Source organism: Mesorhizobium shonense, from assembly GCF_040545255.1.
GTDB lineage: Bacteria > Pseudomonadota > Alphaproteobacteria > Rhizobiales > Rhizobiaceae > Mesorhizobium > Mesorhizobium shonense.
This window is the reverse complement of record NZ_JBEPLM010000012.1, coordinates 216,644-233,803: the sequence shown is the minus strand read 5'-3', so window position 1 is coordinate 233,803 and position 17,160 is coordinate 216,644. Positions and strand designations below refer to the sequence as shown.

21 protein-coding genes and 1 pseudogene are annotated in these 17,160 nt (G+C 63.2%); 13 read left to right on the top strand and 9 right to left on the bottom strand.

What is annotated here, in order from left to right:
* Both ABID26_RS27120 and ABID26_RS27115 read left to right on the top strand, forming a co-directional pair.
* On the top strand, positions 1-801 hold the full coding sequence (locus ABID26_RS27120; RefSeq protein WP_292299646.1) for an ATP-binding cassette domain-containing protein: 801 nt from the start codon (positions 1-3) through the stop codon (positions 799-801).
* A 129-nt stretch (positions 802-930) separates the two neighbouring features.
* Positions 931-2,556: a CHASE domain-containing protein gene (locus ABID26_RS27115; protein ID WP_126097560.1), complete on the top strand. Its 1,626-nt coding sequence runs from the start codon at positions 931-933 to the stop codon at positions 2,554-2,556.
* A 254-nt stretch (positions 2,557-2,810) separates the two neighbouring features.
* Here the strand turns inward: ABID26_RS27115 and ABID26_RS27110 are convergent, their stop codons facing one another.
* From ABID26_RS27110 to ABID26_RS27090, 5 genes are all read right to left on the bottom strand, one after another.
* A complete protein-coding gene (locus tag ABID26_RS27110) occupies positions 2,811-3,056 on the bottom strand; it encodes a YMGG-like glycine zipper-containing protein (RefSeq protein ID WP_027166589.1) in 246 nt (81 codons plus the stop codon).
* 227 nt (positions 3,057-3,283) lie between these two features.
* Complete coding sequence (locus ABID26_RS27105) at positions 3,284-3,454, bottom strand: hypothetical protein (RefSeq protein ID WP_189521431.1); 171 nt, start codon at positions 3,452-3,454, stop codon at positions 3,284-3,286.
* 152 nt (positions 3,455-3,606) lie between these two features.
* Positions 3,607-4,638, bottom strand: coding sequence for a sensor histidine kinase (locus tag ABID26_RS27100; protein WP_126097561.1), 1,032 nt, complete (start codon positions 4,636-4,638; stop codon positions 3,607-3,609).
* A 181-nt stretch (positions 4,639-4,819) separates the two neighbouring features.
* Positions 4,820-4,984, bottom strand: a complete 165-nt coding sequence (locus ABID26_RS27095) for a DUF1328 domain-containing protein (protein ID WP_018429836.1) — start codon at positions 4,982-4,984, stop codon at positions 4,820-4,822.
* A 165-nt stretch (positions 4,985-5,149) separates the two neighbouring features.
* Entirely contained in the window at positions 5,150-5,944 is a 795-nt protein-coding gene (locus ABID26_RS27090) for a response regulator (protein ID WP_126097562.1), read from the bottom strand.
* A gap of 224 nt (positions 5,945-6,168) precedes the next feature.
* On the opposite strand from ABID26_RS27090, the gene ABID26_RS27085 reads away from it, so the two are divergent.
* Together ABID26_RS27085 and ABID26_RS27080 are read left to right on the top strand one after the other, a co-directional pair.
* A complete protein-coding gene (locus tag ABID26_RS27085) occupies positions 6,169-6,372 on the top strand; it encodes a NepR family anti-sigma factor (RefSeq protein WP_126097563.1) in 204 nt (67 codons plus the stop codon).
* A gap of 3 nt (positions 6,373-6,375) precedes the next feature.
* Positions 6,376-6,927 carry an RNA polymerase sigma factor gene (locus ABID26_RS27080; protein WP_040973662.1) on the top strand — a complete coding sequence of 184 codons (552 nt, stop codon included), beginning with the start codon at positions 6,376-6,378 and terminating at the stop codon, positions 6,925-6,927.
* 36 nt (positions 6,928-6,963) lie between these two features.
* Here the strand turns inward: ABID26_RS27080 and ABID26_RS27075 are convergent, their stop codons facing one another.
* Positions 6,964-7,344 (bottom strand): response regulator, encoded by a 381-nt coding sequence (locus ABID26_RS27075; RefSeq protein WP_245460181.1) that lies wholly within the window; start codon positions 7,342-7,344, stop codon positions 6,964-6,966.
* 164 nt (positions 7,345-7,508) lie between these two features.
* Here ABID26_RS27075 and ABID26_RS27070 point away from each other — a divergent pair.
* The 4 genes and pseudogenes from ABID26_RS27070 to ABID26_RS27055 all read left to right on the top strand — a co-directional run.
* Positions 7,509-7,819 (top strand): annotated as a pseudogene (locus ABID26_RS27070) (cyclic nucleotide-binding domain-containing protein); the annotation flags it as partial.
* A 66-nt stretch (positions 7,820-7,885) separates the two neighbouring features.
* On the top strand, positions 7,886-8,212 hold the full coding sequence (locus ABID26_RS27065) for an ElaB/YgaM/YqjD family protein (RefSeq protein ID WP_126097565.1): 327 nt from the start codon (positions 7,886-7,888) through the stop codon (positions 8,210-8,212).
* 7 nt (positions 8,213-8,219) lie between these two features.
* Positions 8,220-8,684 carry a hypothetical protein gene (locus tag ABID26_RS27060; protein WP_126097566.1) on the top strand — a complete coding sequence of 155 codons (465 nt, stop codon included), beginning with the start codon at positions 8,220-8,222 and terminating at the stop codon, positions 8,682-8,684.
* A 208-nt stretch (positions 8,685-8,892) separates the two neighbouring features.
* Entirely contained in the window at positions 8,893-9,111 is a 219-nt protein-coding gene (locus tag ABID26_RS27055) for a hypothetical protein (protein WP_126097567.1), read from the top strand.
* Between the two features lie 4 nt (positions 9,112-9,115).
* On the opposite strand, the gene ABID26_RS27050 is transcribed toward ABID26_RS27055, so the two are convergent.
* A complete protein-coding gene (locus ABID26_RS27050) occupies positions 9,116-10,036 on the bottom strand; it encodes a diacylglycerol/lipid kinase family protein (RefSeq protein WP_126097568.1) in 921 nt (306 codons plus the stop codon).
* A 242-nt stretch (positions 10,037-10,278) separates the two neighbouring features.
* On the opposite strand from ABID26_RS27050, the gene ABID26_RS27045 reads away from it, so the two are divergent.
* Complete coding sequence (locus tag ABID26_RS27045; RefSeq protein ID WP_126097569.1) at positions 10,279-11,595, top strand: PRC-barrel domain-containing protein; 1,317 nt, start codon at positions 10,279-10,281, stop codon at positions 11,593-11,595.
* 75 nt (positions 11,596-11,670) lie between these two features.
* Here the strand turns inward: ABID26_RS27045 and ABID26_RS27040 are convergent, their stop codons facing one another.
* Complete coding sequence (locus ABID26_RS27040; RefSeq protein WP_354417060.1) at positions 11,671-13,218, bottom strand: alkaline phosphatase family protein; 1,548 nt, start codon at positions 13,216-13,218, stop codon at positions 11,671-11,673.
* Positions 13,219-13,449: 231 nt separating this feature from the next.
* Between ABID26_RS27040 and ABID26_RS27035 the strand changes: the two genes are divergently transcribed.
* The 4 genes from ABID26_RS27035 (at position 13,450) to ABID26_RS27020 (ending at position 16,658) form a co-directional block, all read left to right on the top strand.
* A complete protein-coding gene (locus ABID26_RS27035) occupies positions 13,450-14,382 on the top strand; it encodes a VOC family protein (RefSeq protein WP_126097571.1) in 933 nt (310 codons plus the stop codon).
* Positions 14,383-14,386: 4 nt separating this feature from the next.
* The gene (locus tag ABID26_RS27030; protein ID WP_126097572.1) at positions 14,387-15,025 is read left to right on the top strand and encodes an alpha/beta hydrolase; all 639 of its coding nucleotides are present in this window, start codon (positions 14,387-14,389) and stop codon (positions 15,023-15,025) included.
* Positions 15,018-15,317 (top strand): GNAT family N-acetyltransferase, encoded by a 300-nt coding sequence (locus ABID26_RS27025; RefSeq protein WP_126097573.1) that lies wholly within the window; start codon positions 15,018-15,020, stop codon positions 15,315-15,317. Before ABID26_RS27030 ends, ABID26_RS27025 begins: the two co-directional genes overlap by 8 nt.
* Positions 15,318-15,599: 282 nt before the next feature.
* Positions 15,600-16,658, top strand: a complete 1,059-nt coding sequence (locus tag ABID26_RS27020) for a dipeptidase (RefSeq protein ID WP_292372917.1) — start codon at positions 15,600-15,602, stop codon at positions 16,656-16,658.
* Between the two features lie 250 nt (positions 16,659-16,908).
* Here the strand turns inward: ABID26_RS27020 and ABID26_RS27015 are convergent, their stop codons facing one another.
* Positions 16,909-17,160, bottom strand: a complete 252-nt coding sequence (locus ABID26_RS27015; protein WP_126097575.1) for a hypothetical protein — start codon at positions 17,158-17,160, stop codon at positions 16,909-16,911.

The window sequence follows — 17,160 nt, the reverse complement described above, 5'->3', positions numbered from 1 at the left end:
ATGGCTGAGAACACCGCTCCCGCGGACGTCCCGCTGGTCGACATGCGCAACATCTCGATCGCCTTTGGCGGCATCCGCGCCGTCGACGACGCATCCATCGATCTCTTCCCCGGCGAAGTGGTGGCGCTGCTCGGCCACAACGGCGCCGGCAAGTCGACGCTGATCAAGATCCTGTCCGGCGCCTACAAGCGCGATGCCGGGCAGATCTTCGTCAACGGCGAGGAGGCACCGATCTCCAACCCGCGCGACGCCAAGAAATACGGCATCGAGACGATCTACCAGACGCTGGCGCTTGCCGACAATGTCGACGCCGCCGCCAATCTGTTCCTCGGCCGCGAGCTGATGACCGCCTGGGGCACGCTCGACGACGTCGCCATGGAGGCCGAGGCGCGCAAGGTGATGGGCCGGCTCAATCCGCGCTTCCAGCGCTTCAAGGAGCCGGTGATCAAGCTGTCCGGCGGGCAAAGGCAGTCGGTGGCGATCGCCCGCGCGATCCTGTTCAATGCCCGCATCCTGATCATGGACGAACCGACCGCGGCCCTCGGTCCCCAGGAGACGGCCCAGGTCGGCGAACTGGTGCGGCAGCTCAAGGCCGACGGCATCGGCATCTTCCTGATCAGTCACGACATCCACGACGTGTTCGAGCTGGCCGACCGGGTCTGCGTGATGAAGAACGGCCAAGTGGTGGGCACCGCCCGCACCAGCGACGTGACGCAGGACGAGGTGCTCGGCATGATCATTTTGGGCAAGTGCCCGCCGGGCGCGATTCCGGGTCCGGGAGCGCTGAAGATCGCGGCGTAAGGCAATAAGTTAGTTGGCTAATTTACGATTAGGTGATGTGCCAGTGGCCGTGATGGATTGGCCTCGCCATTGTGTTGGCACGGAGACTTGCCCATAAAGGTGGTCAACCATCGAGGGCCGCATCCAACATTGAAAAAACTCTTTCCGATCGTCGCATTCATTGCCGTCTCGCTGATCAGCCTGACGATGGCGGGGTTCGCCTATTTCGCGACCCAGGAAGCGGCGCGCATCAAGTTCGAGGGAACGGCCGACGATGCGCTCAACCGCATCGAGAGCCGCATCGACCTGCATCTGTCGCTGTTGCGCTCGACGCAGGCGCTGTTCGATGCCCGCAACGGCGATATCGCGCGCGGCGAGTTCAACGCCTTCTTCACGGCGCTCGATATCGACGACAATTTCGCCGGCCTGCGCGGCATCGGCTTCCTGAGGCTGGCCAAGACCGGCGACGTGGCCGCGGTCGAGCGCGACATCCTGCACGATCACGGTTCAGCGCATCCGATCTACCCGGCCACGACGCAGCAGCCGTGGCGCACGCCCATCGTGCTTTTCGAGCCGCTCGATACCTCCAGCCAGTCGATCATCGGCTTCGATATGTTCAGCGAACCGGTGCGGCGGGCGGCGATCGAGAAGGCCATGGCCGACGACCAGCAGCATGCCAGCGGCCTTATCCAACTCGGCGAGGGCGCCGGCGCGACGCAGACCTTCCCCGGATTCCTGGTTTTCGTGCGGCTGAACGTGGAAACGGCCCCGGACGTCATCAATGCCAGCCGCTCCTCGACCGCAGGCTTTCTCTATGCCGCCTTCCGCGCGCGCGATTTGTTCCAGGTGGCGCTCAGCAAGGCACCGTTGCTGCCGGTCAATGTCGAGATCTATGACGGCAAGCCGGGTGCCGACAATCTCCTGTTCCGCTCGGAGGCGCCGCCGGCCGATTCCCTGGGTACGAAGCTCGTGGCGCGCCGGGATATCGTCGTGGCCGGCCGACCTTGGACTGTTCTGTTTCGGCCGACGAGCGCTTTTTCGCTGCCTTCCTCGCGCGCCATTCCGGTGATGCTCGGGCTGTTCGGCCTGCTGCTGGCCGGGGCGATCGCCCTGGTGGCCCGTTATCAGGAGCGCGCCTATGAGGCGAAGTCGCTGCTGCATGAAGCGACGGAGAAGAGCCTGCTGGAAAAGGATCTGATCCTGCAGGAGATGAAGCACCGCATCAAGAATTCGATCACCAGGGTGCTGGCGATCGCGCGGCAGACTGCCTCCCACGCCACCGACGTGAAGGAATTCTCGGCATCGTTCTCGGCGCGGCTGCAGGCGATGGCGGCTTCACAGGACATGCTGACACGCTCGCGCTGGCAGAAGGCGGACCTTGGCGATCTCCTGCGCATCGAGCTCGGGCAGGTGTTCGGCAAGGAGCTTCCCGAAGGCATATTGTCGGGGCCGGAGGTGCTGCTCGACGAGACGACGACGCAGGCGCTCGGCCTGACCTTCCACGAGCTTGCCACCAATGCGCTGAAATACGGCGAGGCCGGCAATTCTGTTGGTGCGTTGAAAGTCAGCTGGGCGGTTGAAGCGCGCGGCCGCGAGCGGACGCTGGTGCTCGAATGGCGCGAGACAGGGCAGGAAAGACTGGAAGCACCGGCAAAGACCGGTTTCGGCACCAAGCTGATCGATCTCAATGTCACACGGGAATTGCGCGGCACGATCAGGCGCGATTTTCAGGCCGACGGCCTGAAGGTGGAAATAAGGATTCCGCTGACAGGGTGAACGGATCGAATCCGTTCAGAGCAGTTCACCGTTTCACGGAAACGCCGAACTGCTCTAACTATTTGTTTTTACGCAATTCCGGACAGAAAACCGTTGCACACTTTTCCTGGAATTGCTCTAGCGAGCGACCGGCCGTTCAAACACAAGAAATGGAGGCCGGCGGGCCGGCCTCCAGATCGACATTCTCACCGGACTAAGCAATTCCGGACGGAAAAACCGTTACACACTTTTCCTGGGATTGCTCTGTCGGGGGATCAGTTGCAGCGGGCGGTGTAGATCCGGCCGCGATGATCACGATACTGGCAATAGCCATTGCGCAGGTTGCGGACCAGCAGGCCGGATCCGGCGCCGACAGCCGCACCGATCAGCGCGCCCTTGCCGCCGCCGACCAAGCCGCCCACACCGGCGCCGATCAGGCCGCCGCCGACCACATCCTGCTCGGTCGTGGTGCAGCCGCTGACAGCGACCACGGCAACCATGGCAATGATCATCTTCCGCATAAAATTGCTCCTCACTTTTGTCCTCACTTTCGGCAGTGCCGTCCGCCATTTAGCACGAAAAAACGGGCTTTGCCTGCCCGATCTTATTGTTGCTGAAGAGAGTCTTTTTCGGGGCGCGCGCCGTTGGACATATTTGCCGCCCAAAGTTTCTTGCCGCAGACATGACGCGCCATCCCAGGAGCCCTCGGCGACTGTGCGGTTGCCTTGAAATCGGGACGGTTGCCGAATCAGGTCAACTGCCACGCCGCCGCCAGAGCCAGGGCAGCGAGGAGCGCGACGGCGCCGAGGCGAAGCGAAAGATGCGAGGAGCGGGGCGAGGGCGGCGCCTCGGCGTCCTGGAAGCCGCTCATCGAGACGCGCGCGGCCTGCTCCAACCTGTTCATGTCGGCAATCATCATTTTAGTCCTCCCGAATCGCGTGCCAAATCGTGCGTGACTGGGCGCGGCTGGGCGTTCCGGCGCACCTTCGCCGGGAATACAGAATCGGACTTTATGGTGAACAGCCGGTTAAGGGCCTTGCCGGCGAATGTCCGTGGCCCGCGGCGTGGCGGTCATTCCATCTCGAAATTGCCGCGCGGGATCGTGAGGCGATATTCGAGACGACTCTCGTCGATCTCGAGGCTGGCGGAGCCGTTCAGCGACGTCGGCACGACGCGTTCCAGAGCGACGCTGCCAAAGCGCTTTTTGTTGCGCCGGCCGGCGCCGATCCTCTCCGTCCATACCAGCAAAAGGCCGGGCGAGGCCCCGCTGCCGGATGCGATCTTGGCGCTTACCTCGACATGGCCGTCAGGCCGCGACAGGGCACCATAACTCACCGAATTCACGGCGAGCTCATGCATGGCCAGCCCGACATGCAGGGCGGCGTTTGGGTTGAGGTAAGGGTTTTCGCCATCGAAACGCAAACTGCGGCGCGGGTCGGCGCTGTAGCGGCCGACCTGGCCAGATACGAGCTCTTGAAGTGCTGCTCCCCGCCAGTTGGAGGATGTCACCAGATCCTGAGACGAGGCGAGCGACTGAATGCGGCCGCGAAAACGCGTCAGGAAGTCGCCAAGCGTCTCCGAGTAGCGCCCGGTCTGTGTGGCGATGCTCTGGATGATGGCCAGAAGGTTCTTCGAGCGATGGCTGACCTCCCGCAGCAGCGTCTTCAGCGTCTGTTCGCGGCGCTTCTGCTCCGTCGTCTCGACCATGGTGGTGACGACGCCCTGGACCTCACCGGTATCGCCATGATCGGCATCGACCCAAATCTGGAACCAGCGCACGCCGTCACTCCCGGGAATGCCGAGCTCGAGACGGTCCGCGTTGCCGGTTTCAACCGCCCTGCGTTTGGCTGCGCTGATGCGCTCGGCTTGTGCGGGGGAGAGCAAATCCTTGCCGTCGGCCGTCTCGGCCGCCCAGGGCGCGCGCATGTTGCGGGCCCAAACGGTCTTCATGTCGCGGTCCTGATAGAGGACTGAAATTCCGGCATTGTGAAGCGCGTGGAGCAGCGCGCGTCCCAGCTGCATCCCGCTCTCCGCCGGATGCATCGCGATCACCTCGTCGCCGCGCTTGTCCGTATCGTCCTTCTCTGATGCCTTGGAACGCATCCAATACTTCCCGCATCCAGGCTGACCGGCTTTACGACAGACGGCTGCTTCGGCCTTGACGTGCCGAGGCTGCGCGCAGCCTCAAAAACGGTCCGCCGGACGACGTCCTTTGGGGACACCGCCCGGCGGTGGCTGGAAACCGTTTGAGGGGTGCGGCTTCCAGTGTTCGACGCTCCACGCCTCAGGCTCGTCTAAAGAGGCCGGCGATGAGCGAAATCACCAGGAAGGCGAGGAAGATGAAGAACAATATCTGCGCGATGCCAGCCGATGTGCCGGCAATGCCGCCGAACCCAAGCGCGCCGGCGATGATCGCAACCACAAGAAAAACGAGCGCCCAGTACAGCATGATACGTCTCCTTCTAACGTCTTGAAAAACGTGGCTAGATGCCGTTTGTTCCACCATTTACGGAAAAAGACGATCCCCCTGAAGCGCTTTCACGGATCGGGCTTCGCACGGCTTCATGCCAGGCGGGGCCTCGCATGAAACCTCGGTCGTCGGACCTTGGTGCGGTCAGGCTGCGGCCTTTGCCTGGCGGTCGAAGAAGAGCGCCTGGCTGATCAGAGCCTTGACCATATCGGGATTGAACGGCTTGGTCACCAGAAACGCCGGTTCCGGGCGCTCGCCGGTCAGCAGGCGTTCGGGGAAGGCGGTGATGAAGATCACCGGCACCGGCGTCGAGGACAGGATCTCGTTCACAGCCTCGATGCCCGAGCTGCCGTCGGCGAGCTGGATGTCGGCCAGGACCATTTTCGGACGCGTCCTGCCGAACATGGCCACCGCTTCGGCGTGGGTGCGCGCGGTGCCGACAACGCGGTGGCCAAGGCTTTCGACCATCTCCTCGATGTCCATGGCAATCAGCGGCTCGTCCTCGATGATCAGCACATCGGTCGCGACCTGGCGGGAAATCTCGCTGCTTGCCTGGGCAAGCAATTCGGAGAATTCCTGTTCGTCGGCATCGAGGATTTCCGCCGCCTCGTCCTCGCTGAAGCCTTCCACGGCGACCAGCAGGAACGCCTGCCGCGGCCGCGGCGCGATCGCATTCAGATTGGCGGCTGCTCGCTGTTCCCAAGCGGTCTGCGCATTCTCTTGAGGCACGCGGATGGCAATCGAGGTGAAAAGCCTGGCAAAAACCTTGTACAATGCGATCCGGTCGCTCGATGCCTTGGGGAAGACTTCGGTGTCGGCGATGATGGCCTCCAGCATGGCGGCGACCAATGCGTCACCGCTTTCCTGCGATCCCGAGACGGCGCGCGAGAAACGGCGAAGGAACGGCAGGTGAGGAGCGATGGTTGCGGACAGGCTCATATTTGACGTCTCCCTCAGATGACGTTGTTGCATTTCATTAGACCATACGGGTCGCAAACCCCGACAAATCAACGTCGCCTTTCCGAAAAAGTTCCGCCGCGCATGGAACTAAATTAGGAAACGGACGTTTCGGGCTTTCGGGATGGGCAACCCAGACAAGGGTGCCGCTTGCGTTATGGTTTTGTGGTTCTAGAGCGGTTCGAGTGCTGGGAATTAGGGCAAATATGAAAGAAATGTCAAAGAATCCAACGACTGGCGCCTCGGGCAGGCACCGGAATGGGGGTGGCAATCCACTCGGACCAAACTCCGAAATCGCCCGCAAACTCAAGCAATATTACGACGAGCTGGTCTCCGATCAGGTGCCGGATCGATTCGCTCAGTTGCTGAGCCAGCTGGAAAAGGCCGAGCCCGCCGAGAAAAAGGACTGAGGCATGGCGGCGGTCTCCCAGAGCTTCAAGACCGAGTTGCTCGGTGCCATACCGAGCCTGCGCGCCTTTGCGGTGTCGCTGACGCAGAATGCCGACAAGGCCGATGACCTCGTCCAGGAAACCCTGGTCAAGGCGTGGGACAAGCACGAGAGCTTTCAGCCGGGCACCAACCTCAAGGCCTGGCTGTTCACCATCCTGCGCAACGAATTCTATTCCCAGATGCGCAAGCGCGGCCGCGAGGTGCAGGACAGCGACGGCATCATGACCGCCAGGCTCGCCGTTCACCCTGCCCAGCATGGCCAGCTCGACCTCAAGGATTTTCGCGGCGCGCTGGAACAACTGCCCGAGGATCAGCGCGAAGCCATCATCCTGATCGGCGCGTCCGGCTTCTCTTACGAAGAGGCGGCCGAGATTTGCGGCTGCGCGGTCGGCACGATCAAGAGCCGAGTCAGCCGGGCGCGCGCCAGGCTGCAGGATATCCTCAAGATTTCCGGTGAGGACGAATACGGCCCTGACGCGATTTCCGCGCAGGTGACCGGCTCAAACGCGGCCTGACTCCGACGTCCGGTTTCTTCTCAGGCCGCGACTTCGTCAAGCCGCTTTGGCGCGCCCGCAGGCCGTCGCCACGGCCTCGATCAGATCGTCTCCCGAGTACGGTTTTGCGACCAGCTGGATTTCCGGAAAGGAGCCCTCGATCTCTTCCGAGTCGGAATGACCGGAGGCAAAGACGAACGGAATGCCGGCGTTGCGCAATCGTGCGGCGAAGTCGAGCGTCGAGGTGCCGCCAAGCATCAGGTCGACGATGGCGGCGTCGAACCACGACAGCCCATCCCGCCGGTCGATCTCGGCTAGATCGTCGACAATCGTGACGTCGGCGGCGCCCTGGTCGCGGCACAGCTGCTCGACATCCATTGCGATCAGGACTTCATCTTCCAGGATCAGGATACGCAATCCGTCAAGCAATGGGGGCACGTGTCGGCGACTCCTACAATGGGCCGCAGTCATGCGCGGTATTTGGCGCTCTGTCATTTAAAAAAGACATGACCGGGTGTGCAGCTTCGTGATCGCGGAACCTCCATCCGCGTGAAGCGTTTCTATCCGCCCGATCGGGGCAGGGATTTCGAAGAGGGGTCGAAATGTCCGGCCAGAGCGCCCGTTCTGTTACAACCCGCCAACATTCTTGCGACAAGTGTCCGCTGCGACCTTTGCCGGCCTTTCGCACGTTCGAAAAACAAGAACTTCTGTTCGTCAGCACCTTCAAGAAAGGGGAACTCGCCGTCGACAGGGGCGCACCGTGTTGGTCGAAGGCAGCCACAGCGCGCATCTCTACACGATCCTTTCGGGTTGGGCGTTCCGTTACAAGCTATTGCCTGACGGGCGGCGGCAAATCCATTCCATGCCTGGCGATCTCATTGGCCTGCAGGGCAGCCTGATGGGGGAAATTGAGCCCACAGGATCGGAACCTTGGTACCGATCGGGCGTTGAAACCGAAGCAAACGCAAGGAGTTAGACGATGGCGACCGCCGCAGGCAAATCCTCGACAGATGCACCGACCACGGCCGATCTCGAGGCCGACATCCAGCAGTTGAAAGCCGACATCGAAAAGCTCACCAAGCAACTCGCCAAGACCGGAGAGCATGGTTACGGAGCGGCGCGCCGCGCGGCCAGCGAAGGCGTCGAGCAGTTGCGTGCCCAGGGCGAGGCTGCGTTCGAAAGCGTGCGCGGCGGTGCTCAGGATATCGAGGCACAGCTCATAGCCAGCGTTCGCGAAAGACCGGTGACGTCGCTGGCGATCGCGGCGGGCGTCGGCTTCCTGTTCGCGCTTCTTTCGCGCCGCTAGCCCGCAGATGGGGACGCTGGTTTCGCTGATTTCGGGCCTTGCTTCCGGCGAGGCGATGGCCGCGTTGCAAAGAACGCGGACGACGGCAATCCTCTATGGGCTTGCCGGTATTTTCGCCCTGTCCGGCGCCGGCTTCCTCGTCGGTGCGGCCTATATCTGGCTGGCGGCGCGCTACGGGGCGTTGGCGGTCAGCCTCGGCTTCGGCATCGGCTTCCTGGTGATCGCCGGGCTCATCCTTGCGATCCACAAGTTGACCACCGGCAGGCGCGCGCGGCGGCGGGCGCGCCGGCGCAAGGCCGACATGACGGCGGTCGGCGTTACAGCGGCGCTTGCGTTGCTTCCGGCGCTTGCGAAGAGCAAGGGCGGCCTGGGCGCCGTTCTGGCGCCCGCGCTCGCGCTCGTCGCTTATGCCATCTACCGCGAGAATGTGAAGCCCGGGCCCGAGGATCCGGATTCCGACGTAAAGCCGTAGGCAGGCCGCCCCGCATCCCCGACGAAGCGGCTGATATCGGCCGTCAACTTGGCTGACTTGCTATCCTCTATCCTCCATGCGCAACGCCCCGCGGCAAGCCCGATCGCTGCCGAACCGCGCCGTCGGCAACGGAACCTTCGCGGAAAGGGCCCGTTACCCGACCATGCCGTGACCGAAGCGCCCGCCGCCACGCAACACGGAGGCCAATATGACCAAGATCATTCCTGAAGACAAAGCCCGCCAGGGGCATTGGGGCTGGCACGCGCTCAGGATCCTCATCGCCGGGCTGTTGTTGGCCTTCATTGCCTGGGCCGCGGTCGAGATCTATGGCGAGATGATCAAGAGCCAGGCGACCAGTGAACAGACCGTGCCTCAGGCGCCGGCAACTGGGCCGGCAACTGGGCAGAAACCCACGCAAGGCGGCTGACCCATCACGCCGCCTTTGCCTGCGCGTCGCTTGCCGGAACCAATACGTTCAACGCGCCGGGATGAATCTCGATCACCGTCTCGCGCTCCAGCTTGACCAACTCGCCGTCCATGACCGCCCTGAACTTCTTCGTCGGCGAATGGATCTTCAGGACGGCCCTGTCGGCCTGATGGATTTCGACATGTTCGCTGTCGCGCAGCCGGCCGCGCAACATCGCGAGGAGCAGTTTCACCAGATGGTGACGGCGACGGGCGACGCTGACATAGATGCCAAGCACACCCCCGGCCGGATTGTCCGCGTAGGGCAGATGGCCCTCGCCGAAGAGGTTGTTGCTGATACCGATGCCGGTGGTGCGGGTGACGATCTCGGCCTTGCCGATGGTCAAGGTCACTTTGAGGGTGTGCGGGCTCTTGATCGTCGCCCATCCGGCGCGAACGGAAGCCTGCATCTTTCCCAGCCGTGACCCAAAATTCATGCTCTCTCGAAGCTGAACCATGCTGGCATGCATGCCGATGGAAAACTGATGCACGAAGGGCTGGCCGTTGGCGCTTGCCATGTCGACGGCCGTCACCTCGCCCTCGGCAAAGGATTTCAGCGCCGCATCCAGCGTCTGCGGGATGCCAAGGCCGCGCGCGAAGAGATTCATCGTGCCGGCCGGCAGTATGGCCAAGGCCTTTTTCTTGTTCATGAGAAGGGTTGCCGCCGTAGAAATCGTGCCGTCGCCGCCTCCGGCGATCACGACGTCGACACTGCGCTTCGCTACGGCTTTTTCCAGAGCAGCGGCGATTACGCGGCCGTCAACGATGTCGACCTCAACCGAATGGCCTGCCGCTTCCAGCGTCTGGCGCAGGCGGTCGGCAAAGGCTGAAATATCGGTCGTGCGCAGCGTGCCGCCGTCCTTGTTCAGCACCGCAGCAAACCGCATGTCCCGCTCCGTCTCTTCCATTCTTGGGCCGGAAACGAGCCCCGGCCGCAGGCTGAAACGGAAGGGCCGCGGAAAGGTTCCGCGCGCGGCGGCAATCGCTGGTTGAGCAACGTCCACGTGGTTGGAACATCCCCCCGCTCACGACGTTGTGAAGCTGTGGAATAGGGCCGCGCCCGACCTGCTCTTGAAGAGGCCGGTCGCGGATGCGGCGTGCACGAAATTAGACAGGAGGAGATACGATCATGATCCGCACTCTTTTTGCGACGACCGCGCTTGCAACACTGGTTGCAACCGGGGCCTTCGCCCAGACGGCAACGCCGGCACAGCCGCCTGCCGCCGAAAACCCCGCTCCCGTGATCCGCGCGGACGGCGCCCTGATGACCAACATCATCGGGGAATCCGTCTATAACGGCACCGGCAAGGACGCCCAGGATATCGGCAAGATCGACGACGTCGTCTTCGACGCAAGCGGCAAGGCCACGTCGGCAATCATCGGCGTCGGCGGATTCCTTGGCGTCGGCACGAAGGACGTTGCCTTCGACTACAGCAAGATGGAATGGGCCGAGAAGAACGGTGACCGCTGGCTGGTGGCCAAGACGACCAAGGACGAGCTGAATGCTCAGCCTGCGTTCGACCGCAAGCCTTACGATCCAGCCCCGGCGCAGCCGGCGGATGCTACTCAGCCTGCAACCACTGGAACGGCGCAGGCGCCCGCTCAGCCGGCTGAACCGGTGAAGAAGGCCGACGGCAATCTCGCCACCAATATCATGGGCGAGTCTGTCTACAATGGCACCGCCGACGACGCCCAGAAGATCGGCGACGTGAACGACATCGTGCTTGCCAAGGACGGCAAGGCAGAGTCGCTCGTCATTGGCGTTGGTGGGTTCCTTGGCATCGGTGAAAAGAGCGTCACCTATGACTTCGCCAAGGCAAAGTGGGCGGAAAAGAACGGCGATCGCTGGCTGGTGGCCGAGACCACCAAGGAGCAGCTGCAGGCTCAACCGGACTTCAACCGCAAGGCTTACGATCCGGCGCCGGCCTCGACAAGCACTGCTGCGTCGAACGAGACGCCACCTACCACAACGCCCGCTGTGGCGTCGTCCGACACCACGGCCGGCAAGGAGGCTAAGCCAGCCCAAACTGCGCAGGCGACCACCGAGACCAAGCCTGCGGACTCCGGCACGTCCGCCACCGACACGACGCAGACAGCTTCGATCGACAAATCGACGCTGACCGAAATGCCGATGGACAATATCCGGGGCGACGATCTGAAGGGCGCCACCGTCTATGGCGCCAGCGACGCCAAGATCGGCACAATCGGCGATGTCGTGCTGAAGGACAACAAGCCGGACGCCGTGATCGTCGACGTTGGCGGCTTCCTCGGCATTGGCGCCAAGGAAGTGGCGGTCGGCATGGACAAGCTCAAATTCATGACCGACAAGGACGGCAAGAAGTACCTCTACACCAACTTCACCAAGGAACAGCTGCAGGCGCAGGCGGCCTATGACAAAGGCACCTATGCCGAGAAGCGCGACCAGCAGCGGATGATTCTGAAGTAAGGCAGTAGGGAGTAGGGGAGTAGGCAGTGGGCAGTAGGGCATATGTTCGGGAACGAGCTTCCCAACCCCTACTGCCTATTTCCTAGCGACATAGCCGGCCACGCCGTCCTCCGTCAGCTCCGCCAGCGCCAGTGACTGGTCGAGATGCCTGGCGCGCCAGGCGAGCAGCTTTTCGGCAAATTCCAGTCGCACCGGCAGATAGGCGGTGTCGCGCGCGACATTGCTCAGTTCTCCCGGATCCTTCGCGAGATCGAACAGCAGTGGCGGCAGGCCGCCGCCGAAATGGACATATTTGAAATCCTCCGTGCGAATGACTGCCAGGTTGCAGTCGCGCGAGCCGACGCCGAAATGATGCTCAGCTTCGCCCTCGGCGACCGAGCGGAAATCGAACTCCCAATGCGCGGCGTCGCGCCAGTCGCCTGGCTGGTCACCGTCGAGCCAGGGTGCCAGCGATCTGCCGTCGAGATGTGGCTGCGGTGCGGAGCCGATCAGGTCGAGCAAAGTCGCATAGATGTCGACGGCTTCGGTGAAGCGGTCAACCGATGCGCCGGCAGTTGTTCCGCGGCTGGGATCGCGGATGATCAGCGGAATGTGGTAGCTGGCGTCGAAGAAGCCGCCTTTGCCCAGCATGAAATGGTCGCCCATCATCTCGGCGTGGTCGGAGGTGAGCACGATCACGGTGTCGTCCCAGGCGCCCGCCGCCTTCAGCGCCTGCCAGATGCGGCCGAGCTGGGCGTCGAGCTCGGAGATCATGCCGTAATAGATCGCGCGGATGCGTCGGAAGTTTTGCTCGCTCCAGTCCGGCACCTTGCCCTCGATGCCCGGAACGAATTTTGTCCGCTTCTGCAGGCCAAGATCGTAAGCGAGATAGGGATGGCTTTCGACCTCGGCCTGCCAGTTTGCGGCGCGCTGGAAAGCGGGGCCGTCGGCCGGGTCGTACAGGGTGTTGTAGGGCTCCGGCACGATGAAAGGCGGGTGCGGGCTGATGAAGGAGATGTGGGCGAACCATGGCACGACCTGCTCCTGCTCCCCAAGCCAGCGGATGAACTCGCCGGCGAGAAATGCGGTGGGCGTCTGGTCTTTCGAATAGACCGGCGGCGCGTTGGTCACGTCGCCACCGACCTTGCCTGGCCCGACTGCCGGACGATGGATGTCAGGGCTGCCCGCGCTGGCGTCGATGCCTTGCGCTTGCAGCCAGGACAGCCACTGCTTCTGGTGCTCGGGCAGCGCCTGCCGCACGGTGAAGCCGGGCAGCACATCCTCATAGCTGCGCAGCCGCGGATCGCCGGCCGAGAGCCGGCGTGGATCAGGCGCCACATCGGTGTAGCCGAACAGCGTCGGGTCGTAGCCCGCCGCGCGCGCCGAAAGTGCGATGTTGCCGTGGCGGGCGTCGAGCGGTGAGCCGTTGCGGCAGACGCGGTTGTTCATCTGGTAGAGGCCGGTATAGAGGCAGGCACGCGCCGGAGAGCAGGGCGCGGCCCCGCCAAAGTGGCGCCGGAATAGCACACCCTCGGCGGCCAGCGCGTCGGCATTCGGCGTTTTCACCACCGGATGGCCGGCCGCCGACAGGCAATCGCCACGCCACTGGTCGCAAGTGATGAGGAGAACATTCGGGCGGCTCAATCGGTTGTCCAAAGTCTTCTCCTCAAGAAGGCGCGCCGCTCATGGAGCCGAATTTCGCCAGCGTTGCAAGACCAAGTCAGTTTCGTCAATTGGTGAACGTAAATTCTATGCTCGTTCACTTTTATGACACAGTCCATTCTGTGTTTGCGTGCTTTCCCGTCGTCAGGCCTATCCTCATATTGGCGTGGACAGCGGCGAGGGCCGCAGCAAGGATAGGGAAGGAGCATGATCATGCTCAATCAGATCAAGGGCCTGCATCACGTCACCTCGATGGCGAGCGATGCGCGCCGCAACAATGAATTCTTCACGAGGAAGCTCGGCCTGCGCCGGGTCAAGAAAACCGTCAATTTCGACGCGCCGGACGTCTATCACCTCTACTACGCCGACGAGTTCGGCACGCCTGGCTCGGTGATGACCTATTTCCCGTTCCCCGACATCGGCAAGGGCCGGCATGGGGTCGGCGAGGTCGGCACCACGGTCTTTTCCGTGCCCGAGGGCACGCTTGGTTACTGGGAAAAACGCTTTGCCGATGAAGGCGTGAGCGGTGTTGCCCGCTCGACAAGCTTCGGCGAGAAGCGGCTCACCTTCACTGGTCCCGACGGCGATAGTTTTGCGCTCGTCGAAGACAGGGCCGACACCAGAGCGCCCTGGGTCAAGGGCGGCGTGCCCGGTGACGAAGCGATCCGTGGCTTTCACTCGGTCGCGCTCAGATTGAAAGACGGCGGCGCCACCGAGGAGCTGTTGAAGTTCATGGGCTATGAGGAGGTCGATAAATCCGGCAGCGTCCGCCGACTGGCGATCAAGAACGGCAATGGCGCGGATGTCGTCGATATCGAATCGCTGCCCGGCGCCGGCTTCGCCAATCTCGGCGCCGGCTCGGTCCACCATGTCGCCTTCGCGGTCGAGGATCGCGCCAAGCAGCTTGAGGTGCGCAAGGCGCTGGTCGACACCGGCTACGGGGTGACGCCGGTCATCGATCGCGATTACTTCTGGGCGATCTATTTCCGCACGCCGGGCGGCGTGCTGTTCGAGGTTTCCACGAACGAGCCGGGCTTCAACCGTGACGAGGACACCGCGCATCTCGGCGAGGCGCTGAAGCTGCCGACGCAGCATCAGCATCTGAGGCCCTATCTCGAACAGCACCTGCAGAAGCTGGAAGACTGACGCCATGAGCAAGGACGCCTATATCCACAAAGTGCTGCCCGGTGCGCCGGGCAGCCCGCTGCTCTTCGTCTTCCACGGAACCGGAGCCGACGAGAACCAGCTCCTGTCCTTCGGCCGCGAGCTTCTGCTTTCAGCGACGATCATCTCGCCGCGCGGCGACGTGTCCGAGCATGGCGCCGCCCGCTTCTTCCGCCGCACCGGCGAGGGCGTCTACGACATGAACGATCTCGCGCGGGCGACGGCCAAGATGGCGGGCTTCGTCAAGGCGCATGTCGAGGCGGAAAAACCCTCGGCGGTGTTCGGGCTCGGCTATTCCAACGGCGCCAACATCCTGGCTTCGGTGGTGTTCGCTGAGCCGGACCTATTCGAGGTCGCGGCGCTGATGCATCCGCTCATCCCGTTCGAGCCGGAGGTGCAGGGCAGCCTTGCCGGCCGCCACATCCTGATCACGGCCGGCAGGCGCGATCCGATCTGCCCGCCGAACCTGACGGCGCGGCTGGAAGCCTATTTGCGCGCCGACGGGGCCGATGTCACAGTGGAATGGCACGACGGCGGGCACGAGGTGCGGCCGAATGAAATCGAAGCGGCGCGGCGGCTCTTCGCATCCGCGTCTGCCGCCGAAGGAGACAAGAACAATGGCTGACCAACTGCCCGAGATCGAACTGGAAGACCATGGCTCGAAGGGGCGCTACGTGCTGCGCGGTCCCGGCGGCGCCGAGGCCGAGATGACCTTCACCAAGGTCGGCGAGCACCAGCTCATCATCGACCACACCGAAGTGCCGGATGTCTTCCGCGGCCAGGGCGCCGGGCTTCGGCTCGTCACCCGCGCGGTCGAGGACGCGCGCGCCGCCGGCAAGAAGATCATCCCGCTCTGCCCCTTCGCCAACGCCCAATTCCGCCGCCATCCGGAATGGGCGGATGTGCTGAAGCGTTGAGTTCTTCCCTTCTCCCCTTGTGGGAGAAGGTGGCCGCGAAGCGGCCGGATGAGGGGTGTTCCAGGGAAAGCCAACGTCTCACTCCGCTGGAACACCCCTCAACCGTCTCGGCGCTGCGCGCCGATCCACCTTCTCCCACAAGGGGAGAAGGAAAAGAGCTGCCCAGCCACAACTACGAACACGCCACTGGCATTTGCGCAGTTCGGCCATCTTGCCTAAGTAGACAGATCAGCTGCGGATTCTCCCGCCCCCCGATCTGCCACCTCAAAAGCGAATGGCCTGATGACCGAACCCGACCTCATTCCCGTTTTCGACGGCCACAACGACACGCTGCTTCGGCTTTACCAGTCGAAGGAAGCGGATGTCGAAAAGCTGTTCATCGAGGGCACGCCGGGCGGCCATATCGACCTGCCGCGCGCCAAAAAGGGCGGCTTTGCCGGCGGCATGTTCGCGATCTTCCCGCCGCCGATCGAAAAGACCAAGCGCAGCGCCGTGCCGCCGGCGCCGAGCGACAATGAACCCCTGCCGCCGGAACTGCCGCGTGCCGAGGCGATCACCTCGACCATCGGCATGGCCTCGATCCTGTTCCGGCTGGAGCGCGCCGGCGCGCTGAGCGTGTGCCGCAGCGCCGGCGACGTGCGCGATGCGATGGCGAAGGGTTCGATCGCGGCGGTCTTCCACATCGAGGGCGTCGAGGCGATCGATCCCGAGCTTGCCATGCTTGACGTGCTTCATGCCGCCGGCCTGCGCTCGCTGGGCATCGTCTGGAGCCGTCCAAATGCTTTCGGCAATGGCGTGCCGTTCCGCTTTCCCTCGTCGCCCGATACCGGGCCGGGGCTGACCGACGCCGGCAAGGCGCTGGTCAAGGCATGCAACCAGCTCAGGATCATGATCGATCTCTCGCATCTCAACGAGAAGGGTTTTCGCGATGTCGCGGCGCTGAGCGATGCGCCGCTGGTCGCGACACACTCCAACGTCCATGCGATCTGCGGCCATTCGCGCAACCTGACCGACTGGCAGCTTGGCGCCATCCGCGAGTCCGGCGGCATGGTGGGTCTGAACTTCGCCACCGGCTTCCTGCGCGAGGACGGCCGCATGAACGCCGACACCGGACTCGACATCATGGTGCGCCATATCGACTCGCTCTTGCAGGCGCTAGGCGAGGACGGCGTCGGGCTCGGCTCCGACTTTGATGGCGCGATGATCCCGGCGGTCATCGGCGACGTCGCCGGCCTGCCCAAGCTGATCGACGCGCTCGCCGCGCGCGGCTTCGGGCGCGCGCTGATCGAGAAGATCGCTTATCGGAACTGGTTGAGTGTGCTGGAAAGGACCATCGGCTAGGCCTTCCGTGTGAGTGCACGATCACAGATTTAGAAGATCGGAGCCCAGCGCTTTTCAGGTCGTCATTCTAGGGCGAAGCAGGAGCGAAGCTCCGTCGCGAAGACCCTAGAATCCATGCCGTTACCTTCGCCAAGGAGTGCAACGGAGCAAAATTCTGCACCGTAGCAGCGCTTCCAAGTCACGGCATGGATTCTAGGGTCTGCGCCGCGTCGCTTCGCTCCTTGCTCCGCCCTAGAATGACGATTGAAGCCTAAGCGCCGATACGCTTCAGCCATTCCTTGCCGACGCCGCGGTCGCGGATGATCGGTAAGGGGTCTTCATGGTCGAGCCTCGCGCAGATGCGGTAGACCTCCAGCGTCTCGGCATTCATCTCGCCGCGCTTGAAGAAATACATCGCCGCCGCATAGCGGGTGCGGCCGGACCACATCTCGCCGAGCGGTGTGTTGACCAGCTGCCACTGCTCGGCGGCTTCCGCCTCCGCGTCCAGGTGCTCGCTTGCCAT

What these genes read in the sequence shown, in the direction of transcription:
- ABID26_RS27055 (WP_126097567.1), top strand. Translation starts at nt 8,893, where the DNA reads ATGACCAAGATCATTCCTGAAGACAAAGCCCGCCAGGGGCATTGGGGC.
- ABID26_RS27095 (WP_018429836.1), bottom strand. Translation starts at nt 4,984, where the DNA reads ATGCTGTACTGGGCGCTCGTTTTTCTTGTGGTTGCGATCATCGCCGGC.
- ABID26_RS27015 (WP_126097575.1), bottom strand. Translation starts at nt 17,160, where the DNA reads ATGGCAAGCGAGCACCTGGACGCGGAGGCGGAAGCCGCCGAGCAGTGG.
- ABID26_RS27085 (WP_126097563.1), top strand. Translation starts at nt 6,169, where the DNA reads ATGAAAGAAATGTCAAAGAATCCAACGACTGGCGCCTCGGGCAGGCAC.
- ABID26_RS27025 (WP_126097573.1), top strand. Translation starts at nt 15,018, where the DNA reads ATGGCTGACCAACTGCCCGAGATCGAACTGGAAGACCATGGCTCGAAG.
- ABID26_RS27120 (WP_292299646.1), top strand. Translation starts at nt 1, where the DNA reads ATGGCTGAGAACACCGCTCCCGCGGACGTCCCGCTGGTCGACATGCGC.
- ABID26_RS27050 (WP_126097568.1), bottom strand. Translation starts at nt 10,036, where the DNA reads ATGCGGTTTGCTGCGGTGCTGAACAAGGACGGCGGCACGCTGCGCACG.
- ABID26_RS27080 (WP_040973662.1), top strand. Translation starts at nt 6,376, where the DNA reads ATGGCGGCGGTCTCCCAGAGCTTCAAGACCGAGTTGCTCGGTGCCATA.
- ABID26_RS27035 (WP_126097571.1), top strand. Translation starts at nt 13,450, where the DNA reads ATGCTCAATCAGATCAAGGGCCTGCATCACGTCACCTCGATGGCGAGC.
- ABID26_RS27105 (WP_189521431.1), bottom strand. Translation starts at nt 3,454, where the DNA reads ATGATGATTGCCGACATGAACAGGTTGGAGCAGGCCGCGCGCGTCTCG.
- ABID26_RS27100 (WP_126097561.1), bottom strand. Translation starts at nt 4,638, where the DNA reads ATGCGTTCCAAGGCATCAGAGAAGGACGATACGGACAAGCGCGGCGAC.
- ABID26_RS27045 (WP_126097569.1), top strand. Translation starts at nt 10,279, where the DNA reads ATGATCCGCACTCTTTTTGCGACGACCGCGCTTGCAACACTGGTTGCA.
- ABID26_RS27030 (WP_126097572.1), top strand. Translation starts at nt 14,387, where the DNA reads ATGAGCAAGGACGCCTATATCCACAAAGTGCTGCCCGGTGCGCCGGGC.
- ABID26_RS27020 (WP_292372917.1), top strand. Translation starts at nt 15,600, where the DNA reads ATGACCGAACCCGACCTCATTCCCGTTTTCGACGGCCACAACGACACG.
- ABID26_RS27065 (WP_126097565.1), top strand. Translation starts at nt 7,886, where the DNA reads ATGGCGACCGCCGCAGGCAAATCCTCGACAGATGCACCGACCACGGCC.
- ABID26_RS27110 (WP_027166589.1), bottom strand. Translation starts at nt 3,056, where the DNA reads ATGCGGAAGATGATCATTGCCATGGTTGCCGTGGTCGCTGTCAGCGGC.
- ABID26_RS27060 (WP_126097566.1), top strand. Translation starts at nt 8,220, where the DNA reads ATGGGGACGCTGGTTTCGCTGATTTCGGGCCTTGCTTCCGGCGAGGCG.
- ABID26_RS27090 (WP_126097562.1), bottom strand. Translation starts at nt 5,944, where the DNA reads ATGAGCCTGTCCGCAACCATCGCTCCTCACCTGCCGTTCCTTCGCCGT.